General features: G+C 72.6%; 12 protein-coding genes. 4 read left to right on the top strand and 8 right to left on the bottom strand.

Going from position 1 to position 16,230, the window contains the following annotated elements; all coding sequences use genetic code 11:
* Window positions 1-58 precede the first annotated feature (58 nt).
* Both hpf and ACFU5G_RS06855 read right to left on the bottom strand, forming a co-directional pair.
* Window positions 59-727 carry a ribosome hibernation-promoting factor, HPF/YfiA family gene (gene hpf, locus ACFU5G_RS06850; RefSeq protein ID WP_026366089.1) on the bottom strand — a complete coding sequence of 223 codons (669 nt, stop codon included), beginning with the start codon at window positions 725-727 and terminating at the stop codon, window positions 59-61.
* Between the two features lie 200 nt (window positions 728-927).
* On the bottom strand, window positions 928-1,728 hold the full coding sequence (locus ACFU5G_RS06855) for a ComF family protein (protein WP_377242089.1): 801 nt from the start codon (window positions 1,726-1,728) through the stop codon (window positions 928-930).
* 159 nt (window positions 1,729-1,887) lie between these two features.
* On the opposite strand from ACFU5G_RS06855, the gene ACFU5G_RS06860 reads away from it, so the two are divergent.
* Both ACFU5G_RS06860 and ACFU5G_RS06865 read left to right on the top strand, forming a co-directional pair.
* Window positions 1,888-3,150 (top strand): winged helix-turn-helix domain-containing protein, encoded by a 1,263-nt coding sequence (locus ACFU5G_RS06860; RefSeq protein WP_377242092.1) that lies wholly within the window; start codon window positions 1,888-1,890, stop codon window positions 3,148-3,150.
* Between the two features lie 25 nt (window positions 3,151-3,175).
* Window positions 3,176-4,849: a cation:proton antiporter gene (locus tag ACFU5G_RS06865; RefSeq protein ID WP_377242094.1), complete on the top strand. Its 1,674-nt coding sequence runs from the start codon at window positions 3,176-3,178 to the stop codon at window positions 4,847-4,849.
* A gap of 10 nt (window positions 4,850-4,859) precedes the next feature.
* On the opposite strand, the gene mnhG is transcribed toward ACFU5G_RS06865, so the two are convergent.
* From mnhG to ACFU5G_RS06895, 6 genes are read right to left on the bottom strand one after another with little or no spacing between them, the layout of a single operon-like run.
* The gene (gene mnhG, locus ACFU5G_RS06870; RefSeq protein WP_377242096.1) at window positions 4,860-5,210 is read right to left on the bottom strand and encodes a monovalent cation/H(+) antiporter subunit G; all 351 of its coding nucleotides are present in this window, start codon (window positions 5,208-5,210) and stop codon (window positions 4,860-4,862) included.
* Window positions 5,207-5,638, bottom strand: coding sequence for a monovalent cation/H+ antiporter complex subunit F (locus ACFU5G_RS06875; protein WP_377242098.1), 432 nt, complete (start codon window positions 5,636-5,638; stop codon window positions 5,207-5,209). Before ACFU5G_RS06875 ends, mnhG begins: the two co-directional genes overlap by 4 nt.
* Entirely contained in the window at window positions 5,635-6,249 is a 615-nt protein-coding gene (locus ACFU5G_RS06880) for a Na+/H+ antiporter subunit E (protein ID WP_377242100.1), read from the bottom strand. The genes ACFU5G_RS06875 and ACFU5G_RS06880 overlap by 4 nt, the downstream gene beginning before the upstream one ends.
* Entirely contained in the window at window positions 6,246-7,907 is a 1,662-nt protein-coding gene (locus ACFU5G_RS06885) for a Na+/H+ antiporter subunit D (RefSeq protein WP_377242101.1), read from the bottom strand. Before ACFU5G_RS06885 ends, ACFU5G_RS06880 begins: the two co-directional genes overlap by 4 nt.
* Window positions 7,904-8,416: a Na(+)/H(+) antiporter subunit C gene (locus ACFU5G_RS06890; RefSeq protein ID WP_377242103.1), complete on the bottom strand. Its 513-nt coding sequence runs from the start codon at window positions 8,414-8,416 to the stop codon at window positions 7,904-7,906. Before ACFU5G_RS06890 ends, ACFU5G_RS06885 begins: the two co-directional genes overlap by 4 nt.
* Window positions 8,413-11,394: a Na+/H+ antiporter subunit A gene (locus ACFU5G_RS06895; protein WP_377242105.1), complete on the bottom strand. Its 2,982-nt coding sequence runs from the start codon at window positions 11,392-11,394 to the stop codon at window positions 8,413-8,415. Before ACFU5G_RS06895 ends, ACFU5G_RS06890 begins: the two co-directional genes overlap by 4 nt.
* A gap of 310 nt (window positions 11,395-11,704) precedes the next feature.
* On the opposite strand from ACFU5G_RS06895, the gene secA reads away from it, so the two are divergent.
* Together secA and ACFU5G_RS06905 are read left to right on the top strand one after the other, a co-directional pair.
* Window positions 11,705-14,659: a preprotein translocase subunit SecA gene (gene secA / locus ACFU5G_RS06900; protein ID WP_377242108.1), complete on the top strand. Its 2,955-nt coding sequence runs from the start codon at window positions 11,705-11,707 to the stop codon at window positions 14,657-14,659.
* Window positions 14,660-14,928: 269 nt separating this feature from the next.
* The gene (locus ACFU5G_RS06905; protein WP_377242110.1) at window positions 14,929-16,221 is read left to right on the top strand and encodes a homoserine dehydrogenase; all 1,293 of its coding nucleotides are present in this window, start codon (window positions 14,929-14,931) and stop codon (window positions 16,219-16,221) included.
* Window positions 16,222-16,230: the final 9 nt, after the last annotated feature.

Raw genomic sequence — 16,230 nt, forward strand, 5'->3', positions numbered from 1 at the left:
GAACGGTTCCGCCTCGCCCCTTGCGTCCTACCGGGCCTTCGGCGTGGCCCGGGCTCGGCTACGCCAGGTCGGTGACCGGGGCGCCGCCGCACGGGTTGTCGAGCTGGATCACACCGAACGACCAGCCCTTGCGCTTGTAGAGCACAGAGGGCCGCGACGTCTCCTTGTCGATGAAGAGGTAGAAGTCGTGGCCCACCATCTCCATCTCGTACACGGCGTCGTCGAGGGTCATCGGGTCGGCGTGGTGCAGCTTCTGCCGGATCACCACCGGCGAGTCGCCGATCGTGGTCTCCACGGAGTCACCCGGCGCGGCCAGCGCTGCCGGGGTCGAGATCTGGGGCTCGGGTCCGTCCTCGGATCCGGCGTCGGTCAGGATCTCGTCGAGGGTACGGACGTCCACGGGTGCGAGCACCTTGTTGTTCCGGTGGTCCTTGCGACGGTCCCGGGCTCGGCGCAGTCGTTCGTTCAGCTTGTCGATGGCGAGGTCCAGGGCGCCGAAGCGGTCGTCCGCCGCTGCCTCGGCGCGGATCACCGGGCCCTTCGCGCGCAGCGTGAGCTCGACGCGCTCGCGGTTCTCGGAGAGCCGCGGGTTGTTCTCGTGCGTGACCTCCACATCCACCCGGCGTACGTACGGGGACAGGAGCTCTACCTTGGCGAGCTTGTCCTCCACGTGCTGGCGAAAACGGTCTGCCACGTCCGTGTGCCTGCCGACAACGACAATTTCCATGTGCGTATCTCCGCTCCGGGAACTCTGGGCCACGCCGTCCCTTGCCGGCGGCGCGCACCCGTCTCTACTGGGTCTGGCACCCCCTGCTGGTGCCGGGCACGAACCACCTCCCGTCGCGTACGGCCGACGACTTCGTCGGGCCTCGGATCCTGCGTGGGACGTTCAGGCTAACTCCGTCGCCTGAGTAACGACAGTCCCAACTAACGGTGAACAGGACGACACAGATCTGTCACACTTTGAGGTTCGGATCGATACGTCGCTTTCACCCGATGGGCACCTGCCGGGCGATCCGCGCCGCGCGTCCCGGGGGCCGGCGTCGCTGCCAGCACGGTTGCCCCCAGGACGTCGTGACCGCGGTGTTCGAGGGCCCGTTCGACGGCGGCGAGCGTCGCGCCGGTCGTCAGGACGTCGTCCACAAGAATGCACATGGATCTTTGTCCCAGGGCCCGCACCCCACGTCTCGTCATGCGGACGGAACCGGTCAGGTTGCGCCCGCGGGCGCGGGCGCCGAGACCCACCTGGTCCCGTCCGCGACCGGTGCGGACGAGGGCCGGCACCACCCACGCGGGCACCCCGCCGTCCCGCAGGCCGCCCGCCACGGCGCGAGCGAGGACGGCCACGGGCGCGCGGCCGCGGGCCCGGCGGGCGGCCGACGTGGAGGGCACGGGCACGACGACGACGGGCCGGGCAGGGGGGAGCGCCGGGGCGAGGCGGGCGACGGCCCGCCGCAGCGCTGGTGCGAGCAGCCGGTCGAGGTCGGTGCGCCCGCGGTCCTTCCAGTGCACGACGACGTCGCGCACCGGGCCGGCGTACGGCGTCAGCGCCCACACCGGCACCGGCGGCACGCCGTCGAGCCGGTCCAGGCGCGGCGCGCCCTGCTCGACCCGGACGAACGGGCCGGCCAGGAGGGCCGCGCAGCGGGCGCACCACGGCACGTCGAGCTCGCCGCACGGGCAGGCGACGGGGAGCAGCAGACGAGCGAGCTCGCGGACGGGGCGCATCCGCCCACCCTGCCCGCCGCCGCGCCTCGCCGCTGGTTGTCCACAGCCCACCGCCCACAGCCCACCGCCCGTGTCAGACGTACAGGTCCCTCGAGTGACCTGTACGTCTGACACGCGGGGGCTCGGGGGAGTGTCAGTGGTGCGGGGCAGGATGGGTCCGTGCAACCGATCTCGCTGTCCCTCGACCAGGCACGCCGTGTGGCCATCGCAGCCCAGGGCCTGCACCGCCCGCGTACCGACGGGCCGCGCACCATGCGGCACGTCCAGGGCGTGATCGACCGCCTCGGCCTGTTCCAGATCGACTCGGTGAACGTGCTCGCCCGGGCGCACCAGCTGCCGCTGTTCGCGCGGCTCGGCCCGTACGACACCGACCTGCTGGACCGGGCCACGGCGTCGGGCCGGCACGCCCGGCGGTCGGGCCGGGCCGCGGCCACGGACCGGCGTCTGGTGGAGAGCTGGGCGCACGTCGCGGCCTACGTGCCGCCGCACGCGTGGCCGCTGCTGGCGTTCCGGCGGCAGTGGTTCGCCACGGAGTACGACTGGAAGGAGCTGGACGGCGTCCGCCTGCCCGACGCGCCGCAGGTCCGCGAGGTGCACGACCTCGTGGCGGCCGAGGGCCCGCTGTCCGCCTCCCAGATCCACGACCGGTTCGTGTCCGAGGGCCGCTCGGTGCGGCGCAAGCGGGGCACCTGGTGGGACTGGAGCACCGAGAAGCGCGTCGTGGAGCACCTGTTCTTCACCGGCGAGGTGGTCTCCGCCGGGCGCAACTCGCAGTTCGAGCGGCTCTACGACCTGCCGGAGCGGGTGCTGCCGCCGTCGGCCCTGGTCGAGGTGCCGGAGTTCGAGGCCAAGAAGTCCCTGCTGGAGCTCGGCGCGCGGGCGCAGGGGATCGGCGACGCGCGCAGCGTCAAGGACTACTACCGGCTCAAGGGGCCGGTCGCGGACCGGGCCCTGGCCGAGCTGGCCGAGGAGGGCGTGCTGCTGCCCGCGCGCGTGGCCGGGGGCGCCGAGAAGTGGTTCCTGCACCGCGACGCGGCCCGCCCGCGGCGCGCGGCGGGGCAGGCCCTGCTGGCCCCGTTCGACCCGCTGGTGTGGGAGCGCACGCGGCTGGAGCGGCTGTTCGGGATGCGCTACCGGATCGGCATCTACACCCCGGCCGCCCAGCGCACCGACGGCTACTACGTGCTGCCGTTCCTCGAGGACTCCCAGCTCACGGCCCGGGTGGACCTCAAGGCCGACCGTGCCGCGGGCGTGCTGCGCGTGCAGTCCGCGCACGCGGAACCGACCCTGACGGACGGCACGCCCGCCCGCCTGGCGCACGAGCTGCACACCATGGCCCGGTGGCTCGGCCTGGAGGGCGTGGCGGTCGAGGCCAAGGGCACGCTTTCACCCGCGCTGCGGGCCGCGGCGGCGGTTTCCTGAAACACGCGACAACTAAACTCTGTCCATGGCGACGGCAGCGATCTTTCTGGTAGCTACGGTCGCGGCCGGGCTCGGGGCGGTGCTGCTCCGGCTGCCGCCCCTGGTCGGCTTCCTGGTGGCCGGGTTCGCGCTCCATGCGGCCGGCATCGCCGAGCCGCCCTACCTGGAGACCATCGCCGATCTCGGCGTGACGCTGCTGCTGTTCGGCATCGGCCTCAAGCTGGACGTCAAGACCCTGCTGCGCCGGGACGTCTGGTTCACGACCGTCGCGCACCTGCTGGTCAGCGTCGCCATCGCGGTCGGGTTCCTCGGCCTGCTCGGCGTGGTCGGGTTCTCGATGCTCGCGGGCGAGGGCCTCGGCGTGCTCGCGCTGCTCGGGCTCGCCCTGTCGTTCTCCTCCACGGTGTTCGTGGTCAAGGTGCTCGACGGCCGGTCCGACCAGTCCGCCCTCTACGGCCGGATCGCCATCGGCGTGCTCGTCATGCAGGACCTCATCGCCGTCGTCTTCCTGTCCGTCTCCTCGGACCACCCGCCGAGCCCCTGGGCGTTCGCCCTCGTGCTGCTGGTCCCGGGCGCCTGGCTGCTGCGCAAGGTCTGGTCGAAGGTGGGTCACGGCGAGCTCCAGGCCCTGTTCGGCGTGGCCGTCGCGCTCGGCCCGGGCTACGCGCTGTTCGACGCCGTCGGGCTGAAGGGCGACCTCGGCGCGCTCGTGATGGGCATGCTGCTGGCCGGCCACCCCGCCGCCACCGAGCTGTCCCGCAACCTGTTCACCGTCAAGGAGCTGCTGCTGGTCGGCTTCTTCGTGTCGATCGGCTTCTCCGGCGAGCTGAGCTGGCAGGCCGCGATCATCGGGCTGCTCCTGCTGCTGATGCTGCCGCTGCAGGCCATCGTCACGGCCGTGCTGCTGCGCCTGATGCGGCTGCGCAAACGCACCGCGATCCTGTCCGGGCTGGTGCTGGCCAACTACTCCGAGTTCGGTCTGATCGTGGTCGCCGTCGGCTCGCAGACCGGCCTGCTGGACGACGAGTGGCTCGTGGTGCTCGCCGTCGCCGTCGCCGCCAGCTTCGTGCTGTCCTCCGCGATCAACACGCGCGGCAACGAGTTCGCGATGTCGCTGGCCAAGCGCTTCCCGTCCAAGCCCAACGAGTGGCTGCACCGCGAGGAGCGGCTCATCGACGTGTCCGGGGCCGAGGCGCTCGTGCTCGGCATGGGCCGGGTCGGCCGCGGCGCCGTGCGGCAGCTGCGCGACGACTACGGCATGGACGTCGTGGGCGTCGAGCACGACCCGACCCGCGTCGCCGCCCTGCGCACCGAGGGCTTCACCGTGGTGCAGGCCGACGCGACGGACATCGAGTTCTGGGGCCGGGTGCGGAGCGCGGGCGCCGTCCGCCTCGCCATCCTCGCCATGCCCTTCCACGCGGCCAACCTCATCGCGCTGTCCCAGCTGCGGGCGAGCGGCTTCGAGGGCACGGTCGCCGCCGTCGCCCGGTACGACGACGACGTGGCCGAGCTCGAGCGGCACGGCGCCGACGCGGTGTTCCACCTGTACGGCACGGCCGGCCTGGCCCTCGCCGACGAGGCGGCCGAGGCGGCCCTCGGGTACGACGCCGCCGAGGAGCTGCGCGACGCGCAGGCGGAGCGGCGGGCCGCCGCGGTGTCCGACTCCGAGCCCGCCGCCAGCAGCGGCGGCGCGGCCTGAGCCCAGGGGCTCAGCGGCCGGACGCCTCGCGCGCCGGGAACTCGTCCTCCTCGATCTCCAGGACGGCCGGGTCCACGCAGCGCGTGCGCAGTCCGGACCGGCCCACCATGTAGGCAGCCACGGGCGACGTCATGAGCTGGAAGATCGCCACCAGCAGGAGCATCGTCGCCGACCCCCGGTCCTGCAGCCGCAGCGCGACGCCGGCCAGCAGGAGCAGCAGGCCCAGCACCTGGGGCTTGGCCACGACGTGCATCCGCGAGAGCAGGTTGTCGAACCGCACCACGCCCACTCCGGCGGAGAACGAGAAGAACGCGCCGAGCAGCAGGCAGACGGCTGCGGCGATGTCGGTCACGAGGGTCATGACTCCTCCTTCCGGCCGGCGGCGTCCGGGCCGGGCCCGACCCCGGAGCCCGACGAACCGGCGTTCGGACCGGCGAACCCGACGGACCCGGGAGCGGCGGGACCGGCGCCGCCTGCGGCGCCCGCACCCGGCCGCGGCCCGGACCGCTGCGCGGCCGTGCCGTTCTTGGGCGGCTCGACAGCGGCGAACCGCGCGATCGTCACCGACCCGATGAACCCGACCAGCGAGAGCACCACGAGGATCGGCACGGACTCGGTGCGGCGCGAGATCGCGGCCTCGACCGCGATGGCGCCCACGAGGGCCGTGGTGAGCACGTCGAACGCCACCGTCCGGTCCAGCATGGTGGGGCCGCGTTCGATCCGGACCACCGCGAGCAGCGCGCCCACGGCGAGCAGGGTGGTCGCGACCACTCCGATGATGAGCATCATCGGCGTTCCTCCTTGTCCAGGGTGTAGGGAGCGAGCCCCACGCGGGCCAGCTCGGCGCTCGGCGCGAACGCGCGCAGCAGCCGGGCCTCCAGGTCCAGCGTGGCGTCCCGGACGGCCTCGGGGCCGCCCGACGCCGCGATGTCCAGCACGTGCAGCCGCAGGGTCCTGGTCGGCCGGTCGAGGTCGATCACGAGCGTCCCGGGCACCAGCGAGGACAGGCCGGCCGTCGTGGCGATGAACAGGTCCGAGTCGGTGCGCAGCGGCACCGAGACCAGCGCGCCGTGCGGCGTCGGGCCGCCGCGGGCCGCCCGGCCGGGCACCACCGCGGTCCATGCCACCTGGAACGACGCGAGCACGAGGTCGCCCACGAACCGGCCGAGCAGGTGCAGCAGCGGCCCGATCCGGACGGTCGTGGCCGTGCCGATCGGCGGCAGCGGGAACGCCAGCGCCACGAGGGCGCCGAGCACGGCCCCCGAGATGACGTTCGCCCACGACAGGTCGCCCCACAGGAGCACCCAGATCAGGGCGCCCACCACCATCGTGGGCCAGAGCGTCACGAGCCGGCGCGCACGTCGGCGCCCCGGTCCCTGGGCAGGGTCGGGCTGCTTCACGGCTCCACCTCCTCGGTGTGGTCGGTGGCCTTGTTCGACTCGCCGGTGCCGCGTGGCGCGCCGTCGGGGAACACGGCCTCGATGTAGGTGCGCCCGTCCATGACGGACTCGGCCGCCCGGTCCGCGTAGGCGTACAGCGGGCCGGCCACCACGGTGAGCCCGACGCTGACGGCGACCAGGGCCGCCGTCGGGCCGACCATGCCCCAGGGCAGGGGCGTCGGCTCGGGCAGCTTCTCCGGGCAGGGCTGCCAGAACGCCTTGTTCCAGGCCCGGACCACGGCGTAGAGCGTGAGCAGCGAGGTGACCACGGAGCCGACCACGAGCACCCAGGCCAGCCCGGAGCCGTCCACCACACCGGCCTCCAGCAGGCCCACCTTGCCCAGGAACCCGGACAGCGGCGGGATGCCCGCGAGGTTCATCGCGGGCACGAAGAACAGGACGGCCAGGCCGGGCGCCATGGTCGCCAGGCCGCCCAGGCGGTCCAGCGACGTGGTGCCGGTGCGGCGTTCGATCAGCCCCACCACCAGGAACAGCGCGGTCTGCACCGTGATGTGGTGCACCACGTAGAAGATGGCCGCGGCGGTGCTCGCCTGGGTGGCGAGCGCGACGCCGAAGATCATGTAGCCGATGTGGCTGACCAGCGTGAACGACAGCAGACGTTTCACGTCGTCCTGCGCGACCGCGCCCAGGATGCCGACGATCATGGTGGCCAGCGCCAGCACGAGCAGCACGTTCTCCAGGGCCTCGTTCCGCGGGAACAGGAGCGTCTGGGTGCGCAGGATCGCGTACACGCCCACCTTGGTGAGCAGGCCCGCGAACACCGCGGTGACCGGGGCCGGCGCCGTCGGGTAGGAGTCGGGGAGCCACGCGGACAGCGGGAAGATGGCCGCCTTGATCCCGAACGCGAGCAGCAGCAGCCCCTGGATGCCGAGCCGCACGCCGGGGTCGATGTCGGGCAGGCGCTCGGCGAGCTGCGCCATGTTCACCGTGCCCGTGGCGGCGTAGACCAGGCCGACGGCGACGAGGAACACGATCGAGCTGAGCAGCGCGACCACCACGTACACGCTGCCCGCGCGGATGCGCTCCACGGTGCCGCCCAGCGTGAGCAGCACGTACGACGCGGCGAGCAGGATCTCGAAGCCGACGTACAGGTTGAACAGGTCGCCGGCCAGGAACGCGTCCGCCACGCCCGCCGCGAGGATCAGGAACGTCGGATGGAAGATCGCCACGGGCAGCACGTCGCGGCGGGTGTCCTCGTCGGCGTCCGCGTCCTGCCCCCGGATGGCTTCCTGCAGGATCTTCGTGTCCTTGGTGGCGGGCGCCGTGCGGTCGTTGCCGTCGGCGATGCCCTGCGCCATCGAGTAGAGCAGGACGCAGAGCAGTACCACGCTGCTGACCAGCAGCATCAGGGCGGCCAGCGGGTCGGCCACGAGGTTGACGCCGACCGGCGCCGCCCACCCGCCGACGTCGATGACGACCGGCCCGCCCTGGGCCGCGACCACGAGGCCCGCGGCGGCGGCCACCACCACGGACAGGGCGACCACGGAGATGATCCGCTGCGCTCGCTCGTACCGGTGCAGCGCCAGGGCCAGGCCCGCGGCGAACAGCGGCACCAGCACGGGCAGGGGGACGAGGGTCTCCACGCTCCACGGGGTCATGCGTCCTCCCCTCCGCGAGCGGTGCCGGACGGCGTCTCGCGGTCCGGCAGGGCGACCTCGTCCCGCACGGCGACGGCCTCCTCGTCGAGCGTGGACCCGGACTCCTCGGCGTCGCTGTCGGCGTACGACGGCGCGTCCGCGTCGGCGAGCCGGGCGATGCGGGTGTCCTCCAGGTCGTCCTGCACCTCGTCGTGCCCGTGCAGCTGCCAGGACCGGTAGGCCAAGGCCAGCACGAACGCGACCAGCGCGAGCGTGATGACGATCGACGTCAGCACCATGGCCTGGGCCAGCGGGTCGCTCATCGGCTCGGCGGTGGCGCCGGTGATGGGCGGCGCGCCCGCACGGCCGCCGGCCACGAGGATCGCGAGGTTGGCCCCGTTGCCCATCAGCACGAAGCCGAGCAGCACGCGGGTCAGGGACCGCTCCAGCAGCAGGTAGACCCCGGCGGCGAACAGCACGCCGACCGTCAGGAGCAGGGCGCCCGAGGGCACGGTGTCGAGCACGATCATGCGTGGTCACCCCCGGTACGGACCTCGACCCGCCGGCGCTCGCCGATCGACCAGGCGAAGGGTTCCGCCTGCCGGTCCAGCTCCGCGCCGAAGCTCCGCAGGATGTCGATGACCAGGCCGATGACCACGAGGAACACTCCGATGTCGAAGAAGAGGCTGGTGACGAGGTGGACGTCGCCCAGCACCGGAATGTGCAGGTCGAGGATGGTGCTCTCCAGCACCTCCTGACCGGCGAGCAGCGCCACGAGCCCCACGCCCGCCGACAGGAACAGGCCGGTGCCGAGCACGAGGCCGGGGTGCACCGGCGCGGCCTCGCCCAGCTCGAACCGGCCGCCGGCCAGGTATCTGACGGTGAGGGCCAGGCCGGCCACGAGGCCCGCCGCGAACCCGCCGCCGGGCGCGTTGTGCCCGCTGAACAGCAGGAACAGGGCGAACAGGATCATGGGGTGGAAGATCACGCGGGTCAGCACCTCGAACAGCATGGAGCGCTGCCCGGGGTCGAGCGTGGGCCCGGCCAGCAGCCACTTGCCGCGCCGGGCCGGCTGGTTGCCGGCGCGGTCGCCGGAGGTGACGGCCTGGGCGTTCGCCGCCCGGTCCAGCCGCAGGACGTCGCCGCTGCGCTGCCGCAGGAAGACGAGCGAGGCGACGCCGGTGGCGGCCACCAGCAGCACGGAGATCTCGCCCACGGTGTCCCAGGCGCGGATGTCGACGAGCGTGACGTTGACGATGTTGCGCCCGCCGCCGAAGGTCTCGGCCTCGACCGGGAAGTCCACCGACACCGGGGTGTGCACGCGGACCAGGGGAGCGGCGGCCACGAACGTCATGACGACCAGCCCGGTCACGACGCCGATCGCCAGGCGCACCCAGCGGCTCGCCGCGAGCGGCCGGTCCGAGAAGTACGGGGGCAGGCGGCGCAGCACCAGCACCATGACCACCAGGGTCAGCGTCTCGCACAGCACCTGGGTCAGCGCCAGGTCCGGGGCGCCGTGCAGCAGGAACAGGGCCGCGTTGCCGTAGCCGGCCACGCCCGCCAGGATCACGGCCTTGAGCCGCCGCCGGGCCCGCGCCGTCAGGATCGCGGCCAGCACGACCACGGCGACGATGACCAGCTGGGCGGGCCGGTCCCAGGGCACCAGCGCGAACGGGCCGAGGTGCAGCACGCCGTCGCGCCCCACGGCGTCGGCCGCGACGGGCAGGCCGCCCGGCTCGCCGACCAGGCCGAGGGCGAGCGCGAGCCCGGGGCCCACGGCGAGCGTCACGAGGATGACGCCCAGGTAGAAGGGCAGGGAACCGCGCTGCGTGCCGGCCGTGACGTCGCTGGCCAGGCGGTCGAGCTTGCGCATGAAGCGGCGGTAGAGCACGTCGGCGCCGTCGGGGGACCACAACGAGTCCTGCAGCCGCTCGATCCGCGCGCGCTGCCAGAACGCGAGGCCGCCGGCCAGGAACACGGCGACGGTGATCGCGAGGGCGGGCGTGAACCCCTCCCAGAGCGCCAGGTGGCCGGGCTCGCCGGCGGGGTAGGTGTTCGCGTACGGGGCCAGCAGCTCCTGGCCGACCTGCGGCACGAGGGCCACGACCAGGCCGAGGACGCCCAGGACCAGCGGCGGCGCGACCATCCAGAACGGCTGCGGGTGCACGGTGCCGGGCGCGGCCTCCTGCTCTGGGAGCTCGGCCGTGGCCGGCAGGCGGGGCTTGAACGCGCCCCACAGGAAGCGCAGCCCGTACGCGACGGTGAGGGCCGAGCCCACGGCGACCACGACGGTCATCACGCGGCCGAGCACGTCGCCGTCGTGCTCCCAGGCCACCAGCGCCGCCTCCTTGGCGACGTAGCCGGCGAACGGTGGCAGGCCGATCATCGAGGCCGTCGCCAGGGTCGCGGCCAGGGCCGTGACGGGCAGGCGACGTCCGACGCCGGCGAGCTTGCGCAGGTCACGCGTGCCGGTCGCGGCGTCGACCACGCCGACCACGAGGAACAGCGACGCCTTGAACATGGCGTGCGCGCCGAGCAGGGCCAGGCCCGCCAGCGCGGTGGCCCGCGTGCCGTAGCCGAGCAGCAGCGTGAGGAGCCCGAGCTGGGAGACCGTGCCGAACGCGAGGACCAGCTTGAGGTCGTGCTGCTTGAGCGCCCGGTACCCGCCGAGCAGCAGCGTGGTGCCGCCGAGCACGAGCACGACGACGCGCCACGCCGTCAGGTCCGAGAACGCGGGCGCGAACCGGGCCACCAGGTAGATGCCGGCCTTCACCATGGCGGCCGCGTGCAGGTAGGCGGACACGGGCGTGGGCGCGGCCATCGCGGCGGGCAGCCAGAAGTGCGTGGGCACCAGGGCGGACTTGGTGGCCGCCCCGGCCAGCAGGCAGACCACGGCGACGGTCACCGCGGGCCCGGCCGGCGGGTCGGCGATGACGGCCGACATGCTCCAGGTACCGGCGGTGACCCCGAGCACGACCACGCCGACCAGCATCGCGAGGCCGCCCGCGGTGGTCACCACGAGCGCCTGCATGGCCGCCCGGCGCGACGACGTGCGGTCCGCGTAGTGCCCGATCAGGAGGTAGGAGAACACCGTGGTGAGCTCCCAGAACACGAACAGCAGCAGCATGTCGTCGGCGGTGACGAGGCCCGCCATCGAGCCGGCGAAGGCCACGAGGAACCCGCCGAACCGGCCCAGGCCGCGCGCGTCGCGGGCGAAGTAGGCGCTGCAGTACAGCAGCACGAGGGCGCCGACCGCCCCGACCACCAGCAGCATCAGCCAGGACAGGGAGTCGAGCCGCAGGTCGACGGCGAGGCCGAGCGCGGGGATCCACTCCACGCGTTCCGTGGGCGTGCGGCCGGCGAAGACCGCCGACGTCTGGGACAGGGCATACGCAGCGGCCCCGGCGGGACCGAGGGCCAGCACCCAGAAGGCGCGTCGTCCGAGGCGGGCAAAGAGTGCGGGCGCGGCAAGGGCCAGGACGCCGTGGGCGAGGAGTACCGGAAGCACGTCCGTTCCGTCCTGTCAGGGCTCGTGGACAGGACGTCGTGCCAGGGGTGCCGGGCGCGGGACCCGGGTCGAGCACTGGACGGCATGCCGCGCGAGCGCGGGCGGGTGGGCGATGTGACCACCCTATCCGGTGTCGGTCTCCGGTTCGTCAGGGAGAGACCAAGACTGCCTCAGGAACCGCATGCTTCCCGTGATCGTTACCCCGAGAGCGAACCCTGTCGGTCCGCCGTCGGCTTCGGGCCACCCGCTCAGGTTTACGGCCTACGATGGGCGACGGCGAAAAACTCGACGACGACCTGGGAGAACCCGCGTGTCCATCCTCGACAAGGTCCTTCGCATCGGCGAAGGACGTGTCCTGAAGAAGCTGCACAATGTGGCTGAGCAGGTCAATCGCTTGGAGCCCAGCTTCGTCGAGCTCAGCGACACCGAGCTCCGGGAGGAGACGGCCCGGTTCCGGGAGCGTCTCGAGCACGGTGCGACCCTGGACGAGCTGATGCCGGAGGCGTTCGCGGCGATCCGCGAGGCCGCCCGTCGCACGCTCGGCCAGCGGCACTTCGACGTGCAGATCATGGGTGGTGCGGCGCTGCACCTCGGCAACATCGCCGAGATGCGCACCGGTGAGGGCAAGACGCTGGTGGCCACGACCGCCGCGTACCTCAACGCCCTGTCGGGCGACGGCGTGCACGTCATCACCACGAACGACTACCTGGCCAAGTACCAGGGTGAGCTGATGGGCCGCGTGTTCCGGTTCATGGGCCTGACCACGGGCGTCATCCTGTCGGGCCAGACGCCGGCGCAGCGTCGCGAGATGTACGCCGCCGACATCACCTACGGGACGAACAACGAGTTCGGCTTCGACTACCTGCGTGACAACATGGCCTGGTCCACGGACGACCTGGTGCAGCGCGGGCACAACTTCGCCATCGTCGACGAGGTGGACTCCATCCTCATCGACGAGGCCCGTACCCCGCTGATCATCTCCGGCCCCGCGGCCGGCGACGCGAACCGCTGGTACACGGAGTTCTCGAAGGTCGTGCTCCGCCTGGTCCCGACGGTGGACTACGAGGTGGACGAGAAGAAGCGCACGGTCGGCGTGCTGGAGCCGGGTATCGCGAAGATCGAGGACTACCTCGGCATCGACAACCTGTACGAGTCGCTGAACACGCCGCTGATCGGCTTCCTGAACAACGCCATCAAGGCCAAGGAGCTGTTCAAGCGCGACAAGGACTACGTCGTGCTGAACGGCGAGGTCATGATCGTCGACGAGCACACCGGCCGTATCCTCGCCGGCCGTCGCTACAACGAGGGCATGCACCAGGCCATCGAGGCCAAGGAGGGCGTGGAGATCAAGGCGGAGAACCAGACGCTCGCCACGATCACCCTCCAGAACTACTTCCGCCTGTACGGCAAGCTCTCGGGCATGACCGGTACGGCCGAGACCGAGGCCGCCGAGTTCCAGGGCACCTACAAGCTCGGCGTCGTCCCGATCCCCACGAACAACTCGCCGCAGCGCCTGGACCAGCCCGACCTCGTCTACAAGAACGAGGACGGCAAGTTCAACGCGGTGGTCGCGGACATCGTGGAGCGGCACGCCTACGGGCAGCCGGTCCTGGTGGGTACCACCAGCGTCGAGAAGTCCGAGCTGCTCAGCGCCAAGCTGAAGAAGGCCGGCGTGCCGCACAACGTGCTCAACGCCAAGGAGCACGAGCGCGAGGCCTCCGTCGTGGCCATGGCGGGCCGCAAGGGCGCCGTCACGGTCGCCACCAACATGGCCGGCCGCGGTACCGACATCATGCTCGGCGGCAACGCCGAGCACCTCGCCGTGGGCGAGCTCGCCGAGCGCGGCCTCGACCCCGTCGAGACGCCGGAGGAGTACGAGGCAGCCTGGCCCGAGGCGCTGGAGAAGGCCAAGGCCCGCGTCGCCACCGAGCACGACGAGGTGAAGGCCGCCGGCGGCCTGTACGTGCTGGGCACCGAGCGCCACGAGTCGCGCCGCATCGACAACCAGCTCCGCGGCCGCTCCGGCCGGCAGGGCGACCCGGGGGAGTCCCGGTTCTACCTGTCGATGCAGGACGACCTGATGCGCCTGTTCAACTCCGGCCTCGCCGAGTCGATGATGAACCGCGCCGGCTTCCCGGACGACATGCCGCTCGAGTCCAAGATGGTCACGCGCGGCATCATGTCCGCGCAGGGTCAGGTCGAGGCGCGCAACTTCGAGATCCGCAAGAACGTCCTCAAGTACGACGACGTCCTGTCCCGCCAGCGCACGGTCATCTACGCCGAGCGCCTGCGCGTGCTCGAGGGCGAGGACATGCGCGAGCAGGTGCAGCACTTCCTCACGGACACGATCACGGAGTACGTGACCAACGCGACCGCCGAGGGCAGCCCCGAGCAGTGGGACCTGGACGCCCTGTGGACGGCCCTGAAGGCCGTCTACCCGGTGTCGCTGACGCCGGAGGAGATCGCCGACGAGGCGGACGGCATGGACCGCGTCACCAGCGACATGCTGCTGGAGGAGATCCTGTCCGACGCGCGGGTGGCCTACCAGGCCCGCGAGGACGAGCTCTCGCCGCCTGCCATGCGGCAGCTCGAGCGCCGCGTGGTGCTCTCCGTGCTGGACCGCAAGTGGCGCGAGCACCTCTACGAGATGGACTACCTCAAGGAGGGCATCGGGCTGCGCGCCATGGCGCAGCGCGACCCGCTGGTCGAGTACCAGCGCGAGGGCTTCCAGCTCTTCCAGGCGATGACCGACGCCATCAAGGAGGAGTCGGTCGGGTTCCTGTTCAACCTCGAGGTCACGGTCCAGCAGCCCGACGCCGAGCAGGCCACGGACGGCGGTCCCGAGCTGCCCGCGGCCGCGCCGGTGCCGCCCCGCGGCCGCCTGGGCACGGGCCAGCCGGACGCCCCGCCGACCACGCAGATCCCGGTGGTCGCCCCCGCCGCCGTCCCGCAGCAGGGGCAGCAGCCGCCGCCCCCGCGCCAGCGCCGTGCGGCGGGCGCGGCCACGGAGCCGATCCTGCTCGCGAAGGGCCTGGACGCCCCGGCCCAGCAGCAGCCGCTGACGTACTCGGCGCCGAGCGAGGACGGCTCGGGCTCGGCGTTCATGCAGTCGTCGGACGGCGCCCGCCGCCGGGCGTCGCTGCACGGCGAGGCCACGGCCGCCACGAGCGACGGCCGGACGTTCCCCGGCACGCCGCGCAACGCGCAGTGCCCGTGCGGCTCGGGCAAGAAGTACAAGGTCTGCCACGGGGTCAACGAGGCCTGACCTCCCCCCTCCGAGGTAGAACTGCAGCGAAGTAGAACTGCAGCGAAGTAGAACTGCAGCGAGACAGAACGCCAGCCGGCGTTCTGTCTCGCTGCGGTTCTATCTCGCCAGGGTTCTACTTCGCCAGGGTTCTATCTCGGCAGGACGACGGCTCCCGTGAGACACAGCGCCCGCATGCCGGACGCTCCGGTTACCCTGGTCGCATCGTCCCGACCCGTGCGGAACCGCACCGGGAGCGGACGTCCCCCGAAGACGAAAGCAGGATCGCTGTGCCTGTCCCCGAGCCCGCCCGCGGGCTGCGTGTCGCACTGCTGGGCTGTGGCGTCGTGGGCACCGAGGTGGCCCGGATGCTGCTGGAGCAGGGCACCGATCTCGCCGCCCGCGCGGGCGCGCCGCTCGAGCTCGCCGGCATCGCCGTCCGCGACGCGAGCCGTCCCCGCGACGCCGCCGTCCCGCGTGAGCTGCTCACGGAGGACGCGGAGTCCCTCGTGGACGCCGCGGACATCGTCGTCGAGGTGATGGGCGGCACCGAGCCGGCCCGCGCCCTGCTGCTGCGCGCCATCGAGGGCGGGGCCGCCGTGGTCACCGCCAACAAGGCGCTCCTGGCCGCCGACGGTCCCACGCTCTACAAGGCGGCCGACTCCGCCGGCGTCGACATCTACTACGAGGCCGCCGTCGCGGGCGCCATCCCCATCGTGCGTCCCGTGCGCGAGTCCCTGGCGGGCGACCACGTACGCCGCGTCCTGGGCATCGTCAACGGCACCACCAACTACGTGCTCGACCAGATGGCCACCAGCGGGCTCGACCTCGACCAGGCGGTCAAGCAGGCGCAGGAGCTCGGCTACGCCGAGGCGGACCCCACGGCCGACGTCGAGGGCTACGACGCCGCGGCCAAGGCCGCGATCCTGGCCAGCCTCGCCTTCCACACCCGCGTCTCGGCGGACGACGTCGCGCGCGAGGGCATCACCGGGGTCACCTCGGACGACGTCGCGTGGGCCGCCCGGACCGGCCACGCGGTCAAGCTGCTGGCCATCGCGGAGCAGACCGGCGAGGGCGTCTCCGTGCGCGTGCACCCCGCGCTCGTGCCGCTGGAGCACCCGCTGGCGGGCGTGAAGGGCGCGTTCAACGCGATCTTCGTCGAGGCCGACGCCGCCGGACCGCTCATGTTCTACGGCCAGGGCGCCGGCGGCCGGCCCACGGCGTCCGCGGTGCTGGGCGACGTCGTCTCGGCCGCGCGCCACCGCGTGCTCGGCGGCAAGGGCCCGCAGGAGTCCACGTACGCGGCGCGCCCGCTGCTCCCGGCGGACGCCGCCGTGACGCGCTACCAGGTCCGCCTGCTGGTGGCCGACCTGCCCGGTGTCCTCGCGCAGGTCGCGGGCGTCGTGGGCGACCACGGCGTCTCGATCGACACCGTGCGCCAGACCGGGCCCTCCGAGGGCACCGCCGAGCTGCTCCTGACCACCCACGCCGCCCGTGAGGCGTCGCTGGCCGCCACCATCGCGGCCGTGCGCACGCTCGAACCGGTCCGCGAGATCACGTCCGTCCTGAGAGTCGAAGGCTGAACCGTGCCC

Source organism: Promicromonospora sp. NPDC057488, from assembly GCF_042802395.1.
Taxonomy (GTDB): domain Bacteria; phylum Actinomycetota; class Actinomycetes; order Actinomycetales; family Cellulomonadaceae; genus Promicromonospora.

What these genes read in the sequence shown, in the direction of transcription:
- ACFU5G_RS06855 (WP_377242089.1), bottom strand. Translation starts at nt 1,728, where the DNA reads ATGCGCCCCGTCCGCGAGCTCGCTCGTCTGCTGCTCCCCGTCGCCTGC.
- mnhG (WP_377242096.1), bottom strand. Translation starts at nt 5,210, where the DNA reads ATGACCCTCGTGACCGACATCGCCGCAGCCGTCTGCCTGCTGCTCGGC.
- ACFU5G_RS06865 (WP_377242094.1), top strand. Translation starts at nt 3,176, where the DNA reads ATGGCGACGGCAGCGATCTTTCTGGTAGCTACGGTCGCGGCCGGGCTC.
- ACFU5G_RS06875 (WP_377242098.1), bottom strand. Translation starts at nt 5,638, where the DNA reads ATGATGCTCATCATCGGAGTGGTCGCGACCACCCTGCTCGCCGTGGGC.
- hpf (WP_026366089.1), bottom strand. Translation starts at nt 727, where the DNA reads ATGGAAATTGTCGTTGTCGGCAGGCACACGGACGTGGCAGACCGTTTT.
- ACFU5G_RS06885 (WP_377242101.1), bottom strand. Translation starts at nt 7,907, where the DNA reads ATGACCCCGTGGAGCGTGGAGACCCTCGTCCCCCTGCCCGTGCTGGTG.
- ACFU5G_RS06890 (WP_377242103.1), bottom strand. Translation starts at nt 8,416, where the DNA reads ATGATCGTGCTCGACACCGTGCCCTCGGGCGCCCTGCTCCTGACGGTC.